Annotated in this window: 13 protein-coding genes, 2 tRNA genes and 1 rRNA gene; 11 read left to right on the top strand and 5 right to left on the bottom strand. The window is 41.1% G+C overall.

Annotated elements, in window-relative coordinates; translation table 11 throughout:
* The first annotated feature begins 112 nt into the window (after window positions 1–112).
* Window positions 113–229 (top strand): 5S ribosomal RNA (gene rrf / locus A3O17_RS05220).
* Window positions 230–236: 7 nt separating this feature from the next.
* Window positions 237–308, top strand: a tRNA-Gly gene (locus tag A3O17_RS05215).
* Window positions 309–405: 97 nt separating this feature from the next.
* Here A3O17_RS05215 and A3O17_RS07795 read toward each other — a convergent pair.
* Both A3O17_RS07795 and A3O17_RS05205 read right to left on the bottom strand, forming a co-directional pair.
* Window positions 406–999, bottom strand: a complete 594-nt coding sequence (locus tag A3O17_RS07795) for a sigma-70 family RNA polymerase sigma factor (protein WP_081255633.1) — start codon at window positions 997–999, stop codon at window positions 406–408.
* Window positions 1,000–1,766: 767 nt separating this feature from the next.
* A tRNA-Thr gene (locus A3O17_RS05205) sits at window positions 1,767–1,839 on the bottom strand.
* A gap of 64 nt (window positions 1,840–1,903) precedes the next feature.
* On the opposite strand from A3O17_RS05205, the gene A3O17_RS05200 reads away from it, so the two are divergent.
* The 4 genes from A3O17_RS05200 to A3O17_RS05185 all read left to right on the top strand — a co-directional run bounded on the left by A3O17_RS05200 (window position 1,904) and on the right by A3O17_RS05185 (window position 4,561).
* Entirely contained in the window at window positions 1,904–2,452 is a 549-nt protein-coding gene (locus A3O17_RS05200; RefSeq protein WP_064208546.1) for a guanylate kinase, read from the top strand.
* Window positions 2,453–2,524: 72 nt separating this feature from the next.
* Window positions 2,525–2,962, top strand: a complete 438-nt coding sequence (locus A3O17_RS05195; protein WP_064208545.1) for a Fur family transcriptional regulator — start codon at window positions 2,525–2,527, stop codon at window positions 2,960–2,962.
* 67 nt (window positions 2,963–3,029) lie between these two features.
* A complete protein-coding gene (locus tag A3O17_RS05190; protein ID WP_064208544.1) occupies window positions 3,030–3,557 on the top strand; it encodes a hypothetical protein in 528 nt (175 codons plus the stop codon).
* A 14-nt stretch (window positions 3,558–3,571) separates the two neighbouring features.
* Window positions 3,572–4,561, top strand: coding sequence for a DUF6681 family protein (locus A3O17_RS05185; RefSeq protein WP_064212874.1), 990 nt, complete (start codon window positions 3,572–3,574; stop codon window positions 4,559–4,561).
* Window positions 4,562–4,721: 160 nt separating this feature from the next.
* Here the strand turns inward: A3O17_RS05185 and hflX are convergent, their stop codons facing one another.
* From hflX to A3O17_RS05170, 3 genes are all read right to left on the bottom strand, one after another.
* Entirely contained in the window at window positions 4,722–5,990 is a 1,269-nt protein-coding gene (gene hflX / locus A3O17_RS05180) for a GTPase HflX (RefSeq protein WP_064208542.1), read from the bottom strand.
* A gap of 30 nt (window positions 5,991–6,020) precedes the next feature.
* Entirely contained in the window at window positions 6,021–7,886 is a 1,866-nt protein-coding gene (locus tag A3O17_RS05175) for a monovalent cation:proton antiporter family protein (RefSeq protein ID WP_064212873.1), read from the bottom strand.
* Window positions 7,887–7,964: 78 nt separating this feature from the next.
* A complete protein-coding gene (locus tag A3O17_RS05170) occupies window positions 7,965–8,615 on the bottom strand; it encodes a VTT domain-containing protein (protein WP_064208540.1) in 651 nt (216 codons plus the stop codon).
* Between the two features lie 294 nt (window positions 8,616–8,909).
* Between A3O17_RS05170 and helD the strand changes: the two genes are divergently transcribed.
* The 5 genes from helD to A3O17_RS05145 form a co-directional block, all read left to right on the top strand.
* Window positions 8,910–11,213, top strand: coding sequence for an RNA polymerase recycling motor HelD (helD, locus tag A3O17_RS05165; RefSeq protein WP_064212872.1), 2,304 nt, complete (start codon window positions 8,910–8,912; stop codon window positions 11,211–11,213).
* Window positions 11,214–11,238: 25 nt separating this feature from the next.
* Entirely contained in the window at window positions 11,239–12,162 is a 924-nt protein-coding gene (gene coaA, locus A3O17_RS05160) for a type I pantothenate kinase (RefSeq protein ID WP_064212871.1), read from the top strand.
* Window positions 12,163–12,276: 114 nt separating this feature from the next.
* Window positions 12,277–13,818: a glutamine-hydrolyzing GMP synthase gene (guaA, locus tag A3O17_RS05155; protein WP_191979115.1), complete on the top strand. Its 1,542-nt coding sequence runs from the start codon at window positions 12,277–12,279 to the stop codon at window positions 13,816–13,818.
* 118 nt (window positions 13,819–13,936) lie between these two features.
* Window positions 13,937–14,938: a Gfo/Idh/MocA family protein gene (locus tag A3O17_RS05150; RefSeq protein ID WP_064212876.1), complete on the top strand. Its 1,002-nt coding sequence runs from the start codon at window positions 13,937–13,939 to the stop codon at window positions 14,936–14,938.
* 160 nt (window positions 14,939–15,098) lie between these two features.
* Window positions 15,099–15,518 (top strand): transposase (locus A3O17_RS05145; RefSeq protein WP_191979379.1); only part of this gene is annotated, 420 nt, incomplete at its 3' end.

The raw sequence follows: 15,518 nt of genomic DNA, 5'->3' as shown, positions 1-15,518 counted from the left end.
CTTCGCAATGCACAGATGCAACCGAGATCTGAAACCGTAAGAGCGTCTGCAGCGTGAAACGTGTAAAAGCGACAGAATTTTGAGGGAACAAGGTTCTCTTGAATAAAATAAGTGCGGTGATGATGGCTTGAAGGATACACCTGTTTCCATTCCGAACACAGAAGTTAAGCTTCAAAACGCCGATAGTAGTTGGAGGAACGCCTCCTGCGAGGGTAGGAAGTTGCCGTGCTTGTTATGCGGAAGTAGTTCAGTGGTAGAACATCACCTTGCCATGGTGGGGGTCGCGGGTTCGAATCCCGTCTTCCGCTTGATAACTTTCGATTCGATGAAATAAGAGACCGTGATTGAAGTCACGGCCTCTTATTGTTTTTCTGAATAAAATCAGAAATTTTTGATTACTCTGAATTAGTCAATAAACTTGCTTCTTAACTTTTTCTTGATTTGATAGAAAGTACAATAGATCTTTTCGATTTTAACATTCAATTCAGTTGCAATTTCATTTGTATTTTTGTGGGTAGTTAAATGTAAATGCAAAACGCTTTTTTCGAAAGCTGAGAGCTGAATAAGAGTATCAATAAAATCAATTTTACTTAAGAAAGTTGCTTCGATACCACTAAAATAGGATGTGGTTTGATCACAAATCTCGTTTGCAGTTTCTTCAAGATATTGTTCATACGATGTTGCGATTGAGTCAACCATTCTTTTTTGACTTTTTTCATGACGGAGAAGGCTGCAAAGATGGCGCTCAAGATTTAATTTATAAAAAGCTCCGAATGAAATTTTATAATCCAAATTATATCTTTGGATAGATTTGTGACATACGATTAGAGCTTCTTGTTGCAAATCATCCGTATCATATAAATGGAGGTAATATCGTTTACAGACACTTCGAACAAGTGGAAGATACTGGTTATAAACTTGTGAAAGTTCACATTTACCGTTAGCAATATCGGTATCAGAGTAATCTTTACAAACTTTATCATAGTTTACGGTTATCACCGCCTATCTGCTATGATGGTGTTATTATAAACGGAAAAGACTTTGAATTTTAAAAATGCACACAAAAAAGTGAAAATGCACATAAAAGTGTGAATTTGTCCCAATGAATCTCCTAAAAGAGGATAATTGGCTTGATGCACACAAAAAAAGCAGACATAAAGCCTGTTATGTCAACGTTTATTGCAGTTCCTCGTGATTTTTCATGCACACAGCCTCAAAACGCTGTGCATTTTAGCTAATAAAAAAAGCGCCCCAAAATAGGACGCTCGTATTGCCGGCATGCGATTGACTAATTCGCTTGTACGTCAATACATATTCTTCTTACTAAAGTAAGTATAGCATAGTCATGTGATATAATAAAGCACGTGCGTTGACAAGGCTGACAACCTTGATTTGCACAAGAAAGGAGGTCCTTTCTTTGCATATTTACGTATTCTTCTTACTCGTGCCTAGTAAGCACGTTAAACAATTAGTAAAGAAGCTGGTTGATTGGCTATTAGATTAGTGATTAACTGTCAGTCTTTAAGCGGTTTTCAATTGAAGACCGCTTTTTTCTAAAAATGCACTAAAAAAGATAAGCCGTTAAGCTTGTTATATCAACGTTTACAAGACTTCTCCTATTAAAAACGTGCACTGTCCAAATTTGTTTAGTGCATTTTCTGTGCATTTAATTCATTTTCCTAGTGTATTTATCCTGATTTAAAAGAAAGATCCTTATGAAAAACGTTGATTTCATAAGGATTTGAAAAGTTAATGAAGTTTATTTAAGCTATCTATCGGATTTGAACCGACGACCCCCACCTTACCATGGTGATGCTCTACCTGCTGAGCTAAGATAGCAAATTAGTACTTTGTAAGTATATTATATTATCGATAAAGATGCAACAAGAGAAGGAATTTATCAATGAAAAAATTAATTATTTTATGCGGTGCTTCCGGGACCGGCAAAACAACAATTCAAAATTATCTGTTAAAACAATATGGAATTCCGCGGGTATTGACGCATACGACCCGGGCAAAACGCAAAGGTGAGAAGGATGGAGTGGATTATTATTTCGAAACTCCAGTTAGTTTTGCCCAAAAACATTATTTTGAATCGGTAACCTATGATGGCAAACAGTACGGCTCTTCGTGTGAAGGGCTTGAACGAGCTTGGCAGAAGAATGCAACCGTCAGCTTAGTGGTGGATACTGCCGGCGCGGTTGAATATGTTAAGCGGCTGGGAAAGCAGGTCAACGTATGGCACATTGAAGTTTCGGATAAAGAAACGTTGAAAGATCGACTGTTAGCTCGTGGCGATGATGCGCAGGCGGTTGAACAACGCATCAACAGCTATGAAAGCCAGCGAGATTTACAGATTCCGCCTGAGATTCAAAATAATACACAGGTGATCGTGAATGATTGCTGGGAAAAAACAACTCAGCTGATCGATCAACTTATTCAGAAAAGATAGCGAAAAAAGATTGTTTTTTATTTAGACCGGTGGTAAATTATATGCAATCAATAATTCAGAGAGGAATTTTGAATGGCGGATATCGATAGTGCGTTACAAATTTTATCGCGAAACAATTATAAACTGACAAAGCAACGGAAAGAGCTTCTAAAGTATCTTTATCAGTTTCAAAGTGAATACATCAACGTGTCGCAGGTCGATGAGTTTATGCATCAGCTGTACCCTAAAATGAGTCATAACACGGTTTACCGTAATATTCGCGATTTTGACCGGTTAGGGATCGTTGAGATGCAGACGCGGCAGGGTGTGTTGCAGGTCAAGTATCAATGCGATTTTGATCATTTTCACCATCACCATTTTATCTGCACGAACTGCGGCAAAGTCCGTGAACTGGATGAATGCCCAATGGAACAATTTGCACGGCAATTACCAGGATATCGAATTACGGGCCACCGCTTTGAAATTTATGGAATCTGTGACGAATGCATGCAAAAATTCAAAAATCGTTAGCAGATATATCAAAATTACCTTTTAGAATGATAACCATTATGGGTCAGGCGGAAGGAGAGAGAATTTAATGAAACGGACTGCACCTTTTATTACCCCGTTTGCGATCTTTTCAGCAGTGCTTGCTTTAGGGGCAACGAACGTGGTTGTGAATACGGCTACTCATACAGTTGAGGGGAAACCGAAGACGGAAGTGGTTGAAAAGACGACCCCTTCACAGAAAACGACGGATCAACCAACCGATAAAACGAAAAATGATCAGCAGGATGATCAAAATCAGAATCAAACAGATAATCAAAAGAATCAGCAAAAGCAAAATGCAAATAACGATAATCTGAAGGATCAAGACGGTCAGACAGCTCAGCGTGAAAAGAATGATAATCAAGATAATGACACGAACGCGGCCAATGACAACCAAAATCAAACAAATGATAATCAGCAAGCTAACAACGAAAAGGCTCAACAAAACGGCAATGCTGACAATGAAAATCAAACAAATAATCAAACAAACAATCAAACGAATGGAACTGGGAATGAGAATGCTCAAAACCAGGGACAAAATCAGAATAATGCCGGGGCCGGAGCAGCTCAACAGTAAAGGAGGAAAATTAAGTGTTTACGCTATTTGATATGATCCGAAGCTCATTAAGTTACGTTAATCTGAGCACGGTTTTAAAGAATCGAATTTATACGATTTTAGCCGGAATCGGGAATTTCTACCTGCTGTACGTTGCTTTCCGGTTCTTCCAAAATGGTTTCTGGGGACGCGGAACGTTATTTATTCTGGCATTTTTAGTGATTCTTTACTTTACGTATTTGAATATTTTATATTACTTTACCAAGGCGAAAAAATCGAAATATGATATTTCACCGTGGATCGAAAAGGTTTTGCATATTCAAAGCAAAGATCCGATGACAGTAACGGAAGAAGAACGCAAAGAAATGGCACCGGGGTACGTTCAAACAAACGGAATCTTTAAGAATGAAAATTTTCTTCCAGCAACGGTGGTTCACACGATGGAACAACGCGACAATATTCAACAAATTGCAGCTGAATTGATCCGGATGGATTACATGAAGGCTGATTATCAAGGGTTGAGTGAAGAAGAAATCGCTGAAAAGATTCAGACAACCGGCAAGTCGGTCCCCGCATTAAGTGCGCCGGTTGCATTACCGTACTTTGAACTGGTGCGGAAGGGCAATTCATTGATCGTTTACGGAGGATTAAATCAAATTGACCGAAAAGAAGTTGCAACGGTCAAAGAAGTTGGCTTGTTAACTGCCCGTGAAGCCGTGAAACGGTATCAGTTGTACCTTGCGACGGCTGTGATCACTGGCGGGCCCGAAAAAATCAATGGCCGAACAGGATTGATCGAAAAGGATACGCCGTATGGAGTGCAGGTTCAAGTAGCTTACCGTGAACGAACCGCAGAAGAGCCATCAACGAACCAACGTCGGTCAATGGTTACAAGCAGTCCAGAGACATCATCAACGCCAGAACATCTGACACGCAGTCAGCATGAAACGTTTGATGAATTTGGCCCACGGCAAGCAAGTCAAGCACCGCAAAAGCATTGGCGAAGTCAAAAGTATAAGCATTAAAGACGAAGGTGTGACAAAACAGTAAAAACGAGCGTGGTGGAAGCAGAAAAGCGAATGAATCGCGCCAGCATAGATTCAGAGGTTTTTGAACTTCCACATAGCTCGTTTGTTTTGGAACCTGATAAAAAAGAATGTGACCTTCAAAAGTCACATTCTTTTTTTAATCCTCTTCAACAATATACTTTGCCAGCTGTTGCTTTAACTTCGGCGCAACTTCAGCCGTAATTAAAGTGCCATCTGCTTGATAATCAGTTTTTTTGATGTTAGCTTCCTTGTTTAAGAGGTCAAGGTAGCGTCCATCTTGGAACGGAATCAAGAAAGTTTCAGTTTCATAATCCTTAAAGAGTTCCTTTTTAAGAATGCTGAGCAGCATTTCAATTGATTTTTGATCACGGGCACAGTACGTAAACTGGTTACCTTCAACGGATGGATATGGGATGCCAGCTTTATCAGCCTTATTAAAGGCATAGATCATCGGGATGCCATCGACCCCGATTTCAGCAAGCGTCTTTTCCGTTGTTTTGATCATTTGGCGGTAGTTTGGATCTGAAATATCAATGACCTGGATCAACAGATCGGCTTCAGCAGCTTCCTGTAAGGTTGATTTGAAGGCTTCAACCAATTGGTGCGGTAGTTTGGAAACAAATCCGACCGTATCGCTTAAAATGAATGATTTCTTATCAGGTAAGACGATTTTGCGAACATACGTATCAAGGGTGGCAAACAGCATATCCTTTTCAAAAACCCGTTTGCTGTCGTTGATTTCAAGTAAATCAAGCACGTTATTCATGGTTGTTGATTTTCCTGCGTTGGTATAGCCAACAAGGGCAACAGACTTAATATCGGATTTTTTCCGTTTTTTCCGTTGGGTTTCATTATCGCGTTGAACTTCTTTCAGTTCTTTGCGTAAACTGGAAATTTGTTTCTGAATTACCCGCCGGTTTAATTCGATCTGAGTTTCCCCAGTCCCCCGGTTGGTAAAGCCACCACCGGTATTGCCGCCGGCAGTCTGCTGGTCCATCTTGTTGATACTTGCTGTCCGAATTCGCGGCAGTTGATATTGCAACTGGGCAATTTTAACTTGTAATTTTGCGACCCGGGTATGAGCCCGTGAAGCGAAGATATCAAGGATCAGGGCTGTCCGGTCAATGATATCCAACCCGGTTTCTTCTTCCAAATTCCGAATTTGAGTTGGAAGCAGTTCGTCGTTGACGATCAAGGCTTCGGCATCAAGCATTTCCGCTTGCCGCGCAATTTCGTCAACCTTTCCCTTTCCAAAATAGGTCGCTGAAACCGGCTTTTCAATGTTTTGCCGTACTTCACCGACAACTTCCATGTTGTCAGCGGCAGCAAGGTTTGCCAGTTCAGTCATCGTGTAGTCAAAATTAATTTGTTCGTTTTCAATTCCGCCAATTATAACAGATTTCATTTTATATTAAGATCCCAATCTATATTAAATTTATTCTTCGTTTAAGCGTCCAAGTGACTTGCGAATCTTTTGAACGACATCGCGTTCGCCAGAAAAAATCAGGTGGTCGTTTAATTGAATGCGGGTGCTTCCGTGAGGCGGGATTGACCGTCGATTGCGGAAGATCCGACTGATCGTAATGTCTTTGATAAACGGCAATTCTTGAATTTCAAGCCCTGCATACCGGGCATTCGTAACCGTAACTTCATAGATCCGCGCATTACCGCCATGTGAAAGAACTTGAAGCATTGACGGTGATTCAATTGCCGTTCGAAGAACATTAACGTCCATGCTGAAGTTGTTGACAATGTCGATGCCCGCTTCTTCAAGTTCCTTTTCCATCGTGTTGTTCGGGTCGCGCGTTTCAATGTAAGTCAGCACTTCTTGGACACCGTACTTTTTGGCGCTTAATGCCAAATGATAGTTGATCTCAGAATTATAGGCAAGCACGAGAATATCGGTATCGAAGATCTCCTGCTTGATCAATTCATCGGCATCAAGGGTCTTTACAAGGTTAACTTTAACGCGTGAATTGCGATATGTCTTGTAATCTGTCTGATTATCGGTGTAGACATTCACGTCATAGCCGTCATTGCTGAGTTGCTGGGCAGCTGGAATCGTAATGAAGTTGGCGCCGATAATTCGAACCTGAGTTGATTTTTCGTCTTCCGGTTCCGGTTTGTACATCTTGTTGAACATCATCGGGCCGAAGATACATGTTAAGATCCCCGCCAAAATAAAGGCTCCAGATTGTTGCGAAGTAATCGCATGCAACTGTTGCGCAACGGTCAAGGTTGCTAAAACCAAGGTGATCGTTGTGGTTGCTAGCATTGATGCCGCCCGGGAATTTTGCTTAGTAAATCGGGTCTTAAAGCCGAAGTAGGCCGGCAGTTTGGCAACCGTAAATGCAATGAAGAACAATGGAATTAAAATCAACGTCTTCGGTGATGATAAGAGGGCTGGAATGTTTAATTTGACCCCAGTTAAGACGAAGAAGTACGGAATAAAAATCCCATAACCGATTGAATCCAATTTCCGTTGCGTTTCCTTTTCTGGTTGCAATAGTTTCACAACGATCCCGGCAACGAAGGCTCCCAGAATGTTTTCGGCACCGACGCTTTCAGCGATCACTACCAAGGTAATGATGATGAAAAATGCAAGCCGCATGTCAAGTTGCGTGGTGGCTTTATTGATTTGATCATAAAAAGAGAAAAACTTGTGGAAGTGGCGTAAGAATAACGCAGCCGCAATAAAGATCAGTGAGATCAGCCACAAGGTTTCACCTTTGCCTGAATAGATCGATGAGTAAACCGTCAATGTTAATAACGGAACAACTTCGCCTAAAACCGCAAAAAGCAGTAATGTTTGACCAAATGGTTTACTGAGCAGTTCGTTTTCCTTGAGCAGTGAGATCACAACTCCCAGGGAAACAGTCGCAAATAAAATCGTTGCGAGCATAAAGTTAGAGAATAACCCTGAAACTTTGAAAAGAACTGCCAAAACAACGGCGGTCACACAGCTCAAAATGTATGCGATAACGGCCGTTTTCAGCGGCGAAGCTTTCGGTTGCGCATTTGCCTGCTTTAATTCCAACGGCGTCATTTGACTTTTACTATTTTTCTTAAAAAGGGAAAAGTCGATTTCCATTCCACTAAGGAACATTAAGAAAATAACGCCTAACGTTGAAAGGTATTCAAGCACGGTATTCATTTTGACAAGGTGCAAGCAGCTTTGACCAAGAATGATCCCGACGATGACCTCGGCAACTGAAGTCGGTAAAACTGAAATTTTAAAACGCGACAGCAACATTGGCGTTGCAAAAATCGCCAACGTGACGACGACTAATGAAAGTGTCATATAAAATAAAAACCCTCTCTGAATTTAAATATAACTTACATTATTATATAAAAAATCACTGCAATCTGCAGTGATTTACTATTTCATTTGATTTTCTTTGCGCCGTTTTAAGAAATTGATAACGGCCATGAACATTGCGGGCACAAGGGCGCATAAAGCAATGGCGATAAAAATTTGTGAAAAATGTTCTTGAACAAACGGAACTTGACCGAAGAAATAACCAACTGCGGAACCGACGATGACCCATAACAGCACGCCGATTACGTTAAAGAAGGCGAATTGATGCGGATGCATGCCGATCGTTCCGGAAATTAACGGCACAAATGTCCGAATAAAGGGAATAAACCGGCCAAAAATGACAGTTTTGCCGCCATGGCGCTTATAGAAGCGAATGCCGGTTTGTAATTTGGCTTCGGTGAGGTGCTTTTCAAAGAACGGTAATTGTTTCAGGTGCCGGCCAATTTCAAAGTTGACGGTATCGCCAATCAGGGCCGCCAAGAAAAAGACGACCACTAAAATTTTAATGTCTAAAACTGAACCTTTGACCGCCGCAATCGTACTGGTGAAGAAAATTAATGATTCACCAGGCAAGAATGGAAAAACGACCAATCCGGTTTCCATAAAGATGATTGCGAAGATCAAAACGTACGACCAGTTTCCAAGGGTTTGCAACAATGGAAAAAGGTATTCCCGAAAATGGAAAATTGCATAAATAATTTGCGCGAGCATTCCTTCACCTACTTAAAATAAACCATCTGCGACCGTTAACAATTAATAAGTATTTTACCGCTCCCAATAAATGACGCAAGTAAAACGAAACGTTTAGTTCTTTAATATCCTAATCAAAAAATATGATTAAATTATGAAAGTTTAAACCGAAAAAGGAATAAATTCTCCCGGAAGAGGCGAATTATTAACCTTAGTTTTGTTTTTCTATGGGCTTCCGTTCGTTTTCTGCGTTTTGAACTTCCCTTTGTGATATAATATTGTAACTTGTATTTTAAAACGGAAAGGAAAATGAAGATGGATCAGGAAAAACGCCAAGAGCAGGAACGAATGGATTACGTGGTTGACCAAATCCAAAAGGCTGAGAAGAAGGACAAGCAGAACATTCAAAATGCCGAAGCCGATGAGCGGGCAATTCAGGCAGACTTTAAGAATAATGTCCGGATCAAAACCTCGACTTATTCAGGCATGATGGATACGGCGCTGTCGGTGCGGCAACAGCAACAGCTTCTTCAAGAACGGGAAAACAACTGGAAAAGTGCGACCCGTGAACTTGCAGTCTTGGAAAAGCTTGAAAAGAAACCGTACTTTGCCCGGATCGATTTTCAAGAAGCCGGTGAAAGCAAGCCGGAATCAATTTATATCGGGCTTGCTAGTTTTTCCGACACTCCGGATCATTTTCTCGTATATGATTGGCGGGCCCCAATTTCAAGCGTCTACTATGACGGCGGCCTAGGAAAAGTGACCTACGATACTCCGGATGGCCCCCAAACAGTTGATTTAAAGCTAAAACGACAGTTCATGGTTGAAGACGGAAAGATCATTTCAATGTTTGATACCGACGAAACCGTTGGCGACCAAATGCTGCTTGAAGTATTAGATGAATCATCTGATATCAAGATGAAAAGTATCGTTACGACAATTCAAAAAGAACAAAATAAAATTATTCGGGATACGCAATCTGATCTGCTGTTTGTTCAAGGAGCTGCTGGTTCGGGAAAGACGTCCGCTGTGCTGCAACGGGTCGCTTACCTGCTTTACCGGTACCGCGGAAACTTGAACTCAAGTCAAATTATTTTGTTCTCGCCGAACCAGTTATTCAATGATTATATTGACCGGGTTTTGCCTGAATTAGGTGAACAGAATATGGTTCAGATGACCTTCTATCAATATACGCAACGCCGGGTTCCGCGGTTGCATGTTGAAACGTTGCAGGAACGGTTTGAAGAAAATAACCAGGGCGTCAACAAGCGAATCAAAACGCTTAAGGATAGTTTGGCATTCTTTAATGCGACTACGAAGTACGCTGCTTTCCTTGAAAGGGGCGGAATGGACTTTAAGGATATCAAGTATCAGGGCAAGGTCGTCTTCAGCAAGGAAAAGATTCGCGAAATCTACTATGGCTTCAATGAAAATTATCATTTGCGCAACCGGTTAAGTGCAACGAAGGAAGAATTATTAAAACTTCTTCACCGGCGCTTGAATAAGACGGCAAAAACAGACAAGGTCCAAAAAGCGGTTCAAGATCTTAGTCAAGAAGAATTGGATAAGTTATATGGCAAAAAGAACCGCGACAGCTTTGAAAGCGGCGAAGACGAAATGTTTTATTTGGCCAAGAACTATGTTATGAAGCATTTCCAAAAGATTCGCCAAACGATCATTCATAATCGCTTCATTAATATTAACCGCCAGTATTACGACTTCTTAAGGGCAGTTCCGCAGTTAGTGAAACTGGACAAATATCAAATCACGGCGGATGAATGGCAGGCTCATACGGAAAAGGTCAAGCAGGAATTGATCAAGCGGCAATTATCAATGACTAACACAACGGCCTACCTTTACCTGTATGATTTGATTACCGGGAAGCGCGGCAATAATGACATTAAGCACGTCTTTATTGATGAAATTCAAGATTACACTGCTTACCAACTCGCTTATTTGAAGACTGATTTTCCGCGGGCGCACTTTACAATGCTGGGTGACCTTAACCAGGCAATTTTCACCAAGGAAAACAGTCACAGCTTGTTGAATGAACTTTCAACGATGTTTGATCCTGAAAAAACAAAAGTTGTTCAGCTGACCCAGTCATACCGGTCAACCAAGCAGATCACCGACTTTACGAAGGGCGTTTTAGTTAACGGCGAAAAGGTAACAGCCTTTAACCGGAATGGTGATTTGCCAACGATCACCGTTGATACGGAAAATGCGAAGATGGTCGCTGACGTGGTCAACCAGTTGCACCGCAATGCAGCAGATCACATGACGACCGCAATTATTGGAAAATCACTGGCAGAATGTGCTGAATTGACGGATCAGCTTAAAACCCGAGGAGAACAGGCAACGCTGATCAAAACGGAAAATCAACGGTTAGTCGAAGGAACTTTGGTGATTCCGGCTTACTTGGCAAAAGGACTTGAATTTGACGCCATTATCATGTGGAATGCTAACGATGGTAATTACCATGACGAAGATGAACGCCAATTAGTTTATACGATTTGTTCGCGGGCAATGCACCGGTTGGATATTTTTGCAGAAGGTAAATTATCACGGTTGTTTGCGAATGTCGATCCAGCCACGTATAAGCTGAACGCCCGCAATTAGTTACGGCAATGAGGGGAAGATATTAATGGAAGAATCATTGAATTATTTCAAAATTCCGCGGGAAAAATGGCGGGAATATTATGAAAAAAATATTGTTCCGCTGACTCCGGAAGAGCTTGAACGAATTAAGTCATTAAATGACCGAATCTCAATGAAAGACGTGCAGGAAATCTACATGCCGTTAGTTTATTATTTGGAAATGCAACTGAATGTTCAACGGTTCAAGCAGGAACAGACGGCACGCTTTCTAGATAAGCCAATGGCGAACGTCCCGTTTGTAATTGGAATTGCCGGTTCAGTTGCAGTTGGGAAAAGTACCACGGCCCGGTTATTAAAGATCTTATTAAAGGAAGCATTTCCGGGGAAAAAGGTTCAGTTGATCACAACGGACGGATTCCTTTATTCGAATGCCAAATTAAAAGAACGCGGAATCATGGATCGCAAAGGATTTCCTGAAAGCTATGACATGGAAAAGCTGATCACGTTTATGGATCAAGTGAAGAATGGTGAAAAGGCCAGCGCGCCAGTGTACTCGCACCAGATATACGATATTATTCCGAACCGGTATGATATTGTCGATAATCCGAATATCCTGATCGTTGAGGGAATTAATGTGTTGCAGCTACCATCGAATCAGCGAATTTACGTAAGTGATTACTTTGATTTTTCAATTTACGTGGATGCGCATGAAAAAGACATCAAGAGATGGTACTTGGAACGGTTCGAAATGCTGTTAGACGGCGCATTTAATGATCCGCATAACTATTATTATTCGCTTGCTCAACCGGGGAAACGGGATGAAGCCTTTGCAATTGCGAAGGAGACATGGCGGAAAGTCAACCATATTAATTTACGGGATTACATTTTGCCAACGAAAAACCGGGCAGATTTAATTATTGAAAAAGGCCATGACCACATAATTAACGAACTATTGTTGCGTAAATATTAGAAAATTACCGTTAATTGTGATGAATATCCAAAAAACGATTGACATCATTCGGTTACCAGTTTAGAATTATAACCAATATCTGATAACGAGGTGAACAGCGTGGCAACAAGTGAAATGAACGACTTTGATAAGATCATCGTGCTTGATTTCGGTAGTCAGTATAACCAGTTGATTACCCGGCGGATCCGAGAATTCGGGGTATACTCTGAATTGCTTTCGCACAAAACGACAGCAGCGGAAATTAAGAAGATCGCCCCTAAGGGAATTATTTTCTCTGGCGGCCCGAACAGTGTGTACGATGATGGGGCATTCCGGGTCGATCCGGAAATCTTTAATTTAGGGATTCCGGTTTTAGGGATCTGTTACGGAATGCAATTGATGGCCCACATTCTTCCAGGCGGAAAAGTTGAACCAGCCAATAACAAGGAATACGGGAAGGCAGTAATTACCGTCAAGGACAAGGATGCAGTGCTTTTCAAGGGCTTGCCGACGGAACAAACGGTTTGGATGAGTCACGGTGACTTGGTAACCCAAGCTCCTGATGGCTTTAAGACGGTTGCAACCAGTGCCAACTGCCCAATTTCATCAATTGCAAATGATGAAAAGAAGTTTTACGGAATCCAATTCCACGCCGAAGTTCGCAATACCGAATACGGAAATGACATTTTACGGCGGTTTGCCTTTGATGTTTGCGGGGCGCGCGATAACTGGACAATGGATGATTTCATCGACATGCAGGTCAAGAAGATCCGCGAAACGGTCGGTGATAAGAAAGTTCTGCTTGCATTATCAGGCGGGGTCGATTCATCAGTTGTTGGGGTTCTGTTGCACAAGGCGATCGGCAGCCAATTAACAAGTATTTTTGTTGACCACGGATTATTACGGAAAAATGAAGCTCAACAGGTAATGGATAGTTTAGCCGGCAAGTTCGGCTTGAACATCATTAAGGTTGATGCGCAAAAACGTTTCTTAGGTAAGTTGAAGGGCGTGACTGACCCTGAAAAGAAACGGAAGATCATTGGAAATGAATTTATTCAAGTCTTTAACGACGAAGCGCAAAAGCTTGACGGGATCAAGTTCTTGGCTCAAGGAACGCTGTACACCGATGTGATCGAATCAGGAACGGATACGGCCCAAACGATCAAGTCGCACCACAATGTTGGGGGCCTTCCAAAGGACATGGACTTTAAGTTGATCGAACCATTACGGACCCTGTTCAAGGATGAAGTTCGTGAATTGGGCGAAAAGCTTGGAATGCCGCATAACTTAGTATGGCGACAACCGTTCCCAGGACCAGGATTAGGAATCCGGGTAATTGGGGAAGTTACAGAAGAAAAATTAAAGATCGTCCGGGATGCAGATGCAATTTTACGGGAAGAAATTGCTAATGCAGGCTTAGATAAAGAGATTTGGCAATACTTCGTTGCCCTTCCAGGAATTCGTTCCGTTGGGGTAATGGGCGATGGCCGGACATACGATTACGCCGTTGCCATTCGCGCCGTAACGTCGATCGACGGCATGACCGCTGATTTTGCTCAAATTCCATGGGATGTTTTGCAAACCATCTCAGTGCGGATCGTGAACGAAGTCGACCACGTTAACCGTGTAATGTATGACATTACGAGTAAGCCACCCGCTACAATTGAATATGAATAAACCTTGTTATATCAAGGATTATCGGGGATCGTGATGAAAATCACGACCTCTTTTTTTATTTTCATCAGTAAGATGAATGGTGGATGGATTAAAATAAGAGGGTAAAGGAGTGTTGTTTATGATTAACTTAGGAATTATTGGAACTGGGATGATTTCACGGAATTTTGTAACAACTGCTGAAAAAACAAATGAATTTAAATTAACGGCAGTTTATTCACGAACGGAGGAACGCGCAAAAGAATTTGGGGAACCGTTTGGGGCTCAGAATTTCTTTACTGATTTGAATAAATTCTTTGAAAGTGAAGTGTTCAGTACTGTTTACATTGCTTCGCCGAATGATTTGCATTTTCAACAGGTAAAACAAGCAATTTTAAATCATAAAAATGTAATCGTTGAAAAGCCGGCATTTTCAAATCCCAATGAGATGAAGCAAATTATTACATTGCTTCAAGCCCATCCAGAAGTTTGTTTCTTTGAAGCCGCGCGGACGATTCATGAACCAAGTTTTGCGGCAATCAAGGAAAAGCTTGGGACAATGAAGACGATTCAGGGAACATCATTAACTTATCAAAAGTATTCTTCGCGCTATGATGCCTTTCTTGAAGGAAAGAATCCTAATATCTTTACGCTGAAACATTCAGCTGGAGCGTTGCAAGATTTAGGCGTGTATTTAGTATATGATGCTGTTGGCTGGTTTGGCGTTCCCGAAGAAGTTCATTATTTCCCGGTCAAACTTGAAAATGGAATTGACGGCTCAGGAATTGCAATTTTGAAGTATCCGCATTTTCAAGTGGAGCTAAACATTGGTAAAACTTCCAACTCGTATTTACCAAGTGAAATTTATGGTTTGAAGGATACGATTGTAATGGACAATGCAGCTGACCTAAATGAAGTTAAGTGGGTTGATGATCAACGAAATGCTCATCCAATTGGTCAGCTAATGGAAAATCATTTAATTTCAGAAATTAAGGACTTTGCGAAGATAATTAATGACCCGAATAAAGATTTAAACCGGCAACTGCGCAAACAATGGCTTCAACTTGCAATTCAGGTCAACCGGGTTTTGTATGAATTGCGGTTATCAGCTGGAATTCGATTTGATGCAGACGAATTAAAATAATCAATAACAATGAATAGAGACTGTGACATAAGTCACTAAATCACTGGAGGCACTTCAGCGAGAATTCGCTGAAATGCCTCCTTTCATTTATAATAAATAAAAAAGAAGTTACCTCACACGTAACTTCTTCATTAAGTATATAAGGAAGTGAAACTCCCCTATGAAAACCGGGAATAATTATAACACAAATCAAATGACTTTAGAAATTTCTCTCCAATTTAGACCTGAACCTGATCATCCAGCTTCATTAATTAACGACTTTATTGATAGTTTAAATATTGCTAAAGACTATATTTTTGGACGACCACAGGTCTATTCTTCTCCTGCATTATTAAAGTTGATCTTATTTGCTTACTCTCGCGGTGTTTATTCATGTCGTAAAATTGAAACTTTTGCACGAGAAAATAAATATGCAGAATGGCTAGTTCAAGCTGATTGTCCATCTTATCGTACAATTGCTCGCTTCATTACTTCTAAAGAAATCGATGATATTTTTCAAAATTTCTCAGCCAATTTAATTTCGATTCTTCGTCAACATAACTTAATTGACGAAGCAGTTTACATTGATGGAACTAAGATT

Origin of the sequence: Ligilactobacillus aviarius, from assembly GCF_001654615.1 — a bacterium.
GTDB lineage: Bacteria > Bacillota > Bacilli > Lactobacillales > Lactobacillaceae > Ligilactobacillus > Ligilactobacillus aviarius_B.
This window is presented reverse-complemented; position numbering and strand designations above follow the sequence as displayed.

What these genes read in the sequence shown, in the direction of transcription:
- A3O17_RS05200 (WP_064208546.1), top strand. Translation starts at nt 1,904, where the DNA reads ATGAAAAAATTAATTATTTTATGCGGTGCTTCCGGGACCGGCAAAACA.
- A3O17_RS05195 (WP_064208545.1), top strand. Translation starts at nt 2,525, where the DNA reads ATGGCGGATATCGATAGTGCGTTACAAATTTTATCGCGAAACAATTAT.
- A3O17_RS05190 (WP_064208544.1), top strand. Translation starts at nt 3,030, where the DNA reads ATGAAACGGACTGCACCTTTTATTACCCCGTTTGCGATCTTTTCAGCA.
- hflX (WP_064208542.1), bottom strand. Translation starts at nt 5,990, where the DNA reads ATGAAATCTGTTATAATTGGCGGAATTGAAAACGAACAAATTAATTTT.
- A3O17_RS05175 (WP_064212873.1), bottom strand. Translation starts at nt 7,886, where the DNA reads ATGACACTTTCATTAGTCGTCGTCACGTTGGCGATTTTTGCAACGCCA.
- A3O17_RS05170 (WP_064208540.1), bottom strand. Translation starts at nt 8,615, where the DNA reads ATGCTCGCGCAAATTATTTATGCAATTTTCCATTTTCGGGAATACCTT.
- helD (WP_064212872.1), top strand. Translation starts at nt 8,910, where the DNA reads ATGGATCAGGAAAAACGCCAAGAGCAGGAACGAATGGATTACGTGGTT.
- coaA (WP_064212871.1), top strand. Translation starts at nt 11,239, where the DNA reads ATGGAAGAATCATTGAATTATTTCAAAATTCCGCGGGAAAAATGGCGG.
- guaA (WP_191979115.1), top strand. Translation starts at nt 12,277, where the DNA reads ATGAACGACTTTGATAAGATCATCGTGCTTGATTTCGGTAGTCAGTAT.
- A3O17_RS05150 (WP_064212876.1), top strand. Translation starts at nt 13,937, where the DNA reads ATGATTAACTTAGGAATTATTGGAACTGGGATGATTTCACGGAATTTT.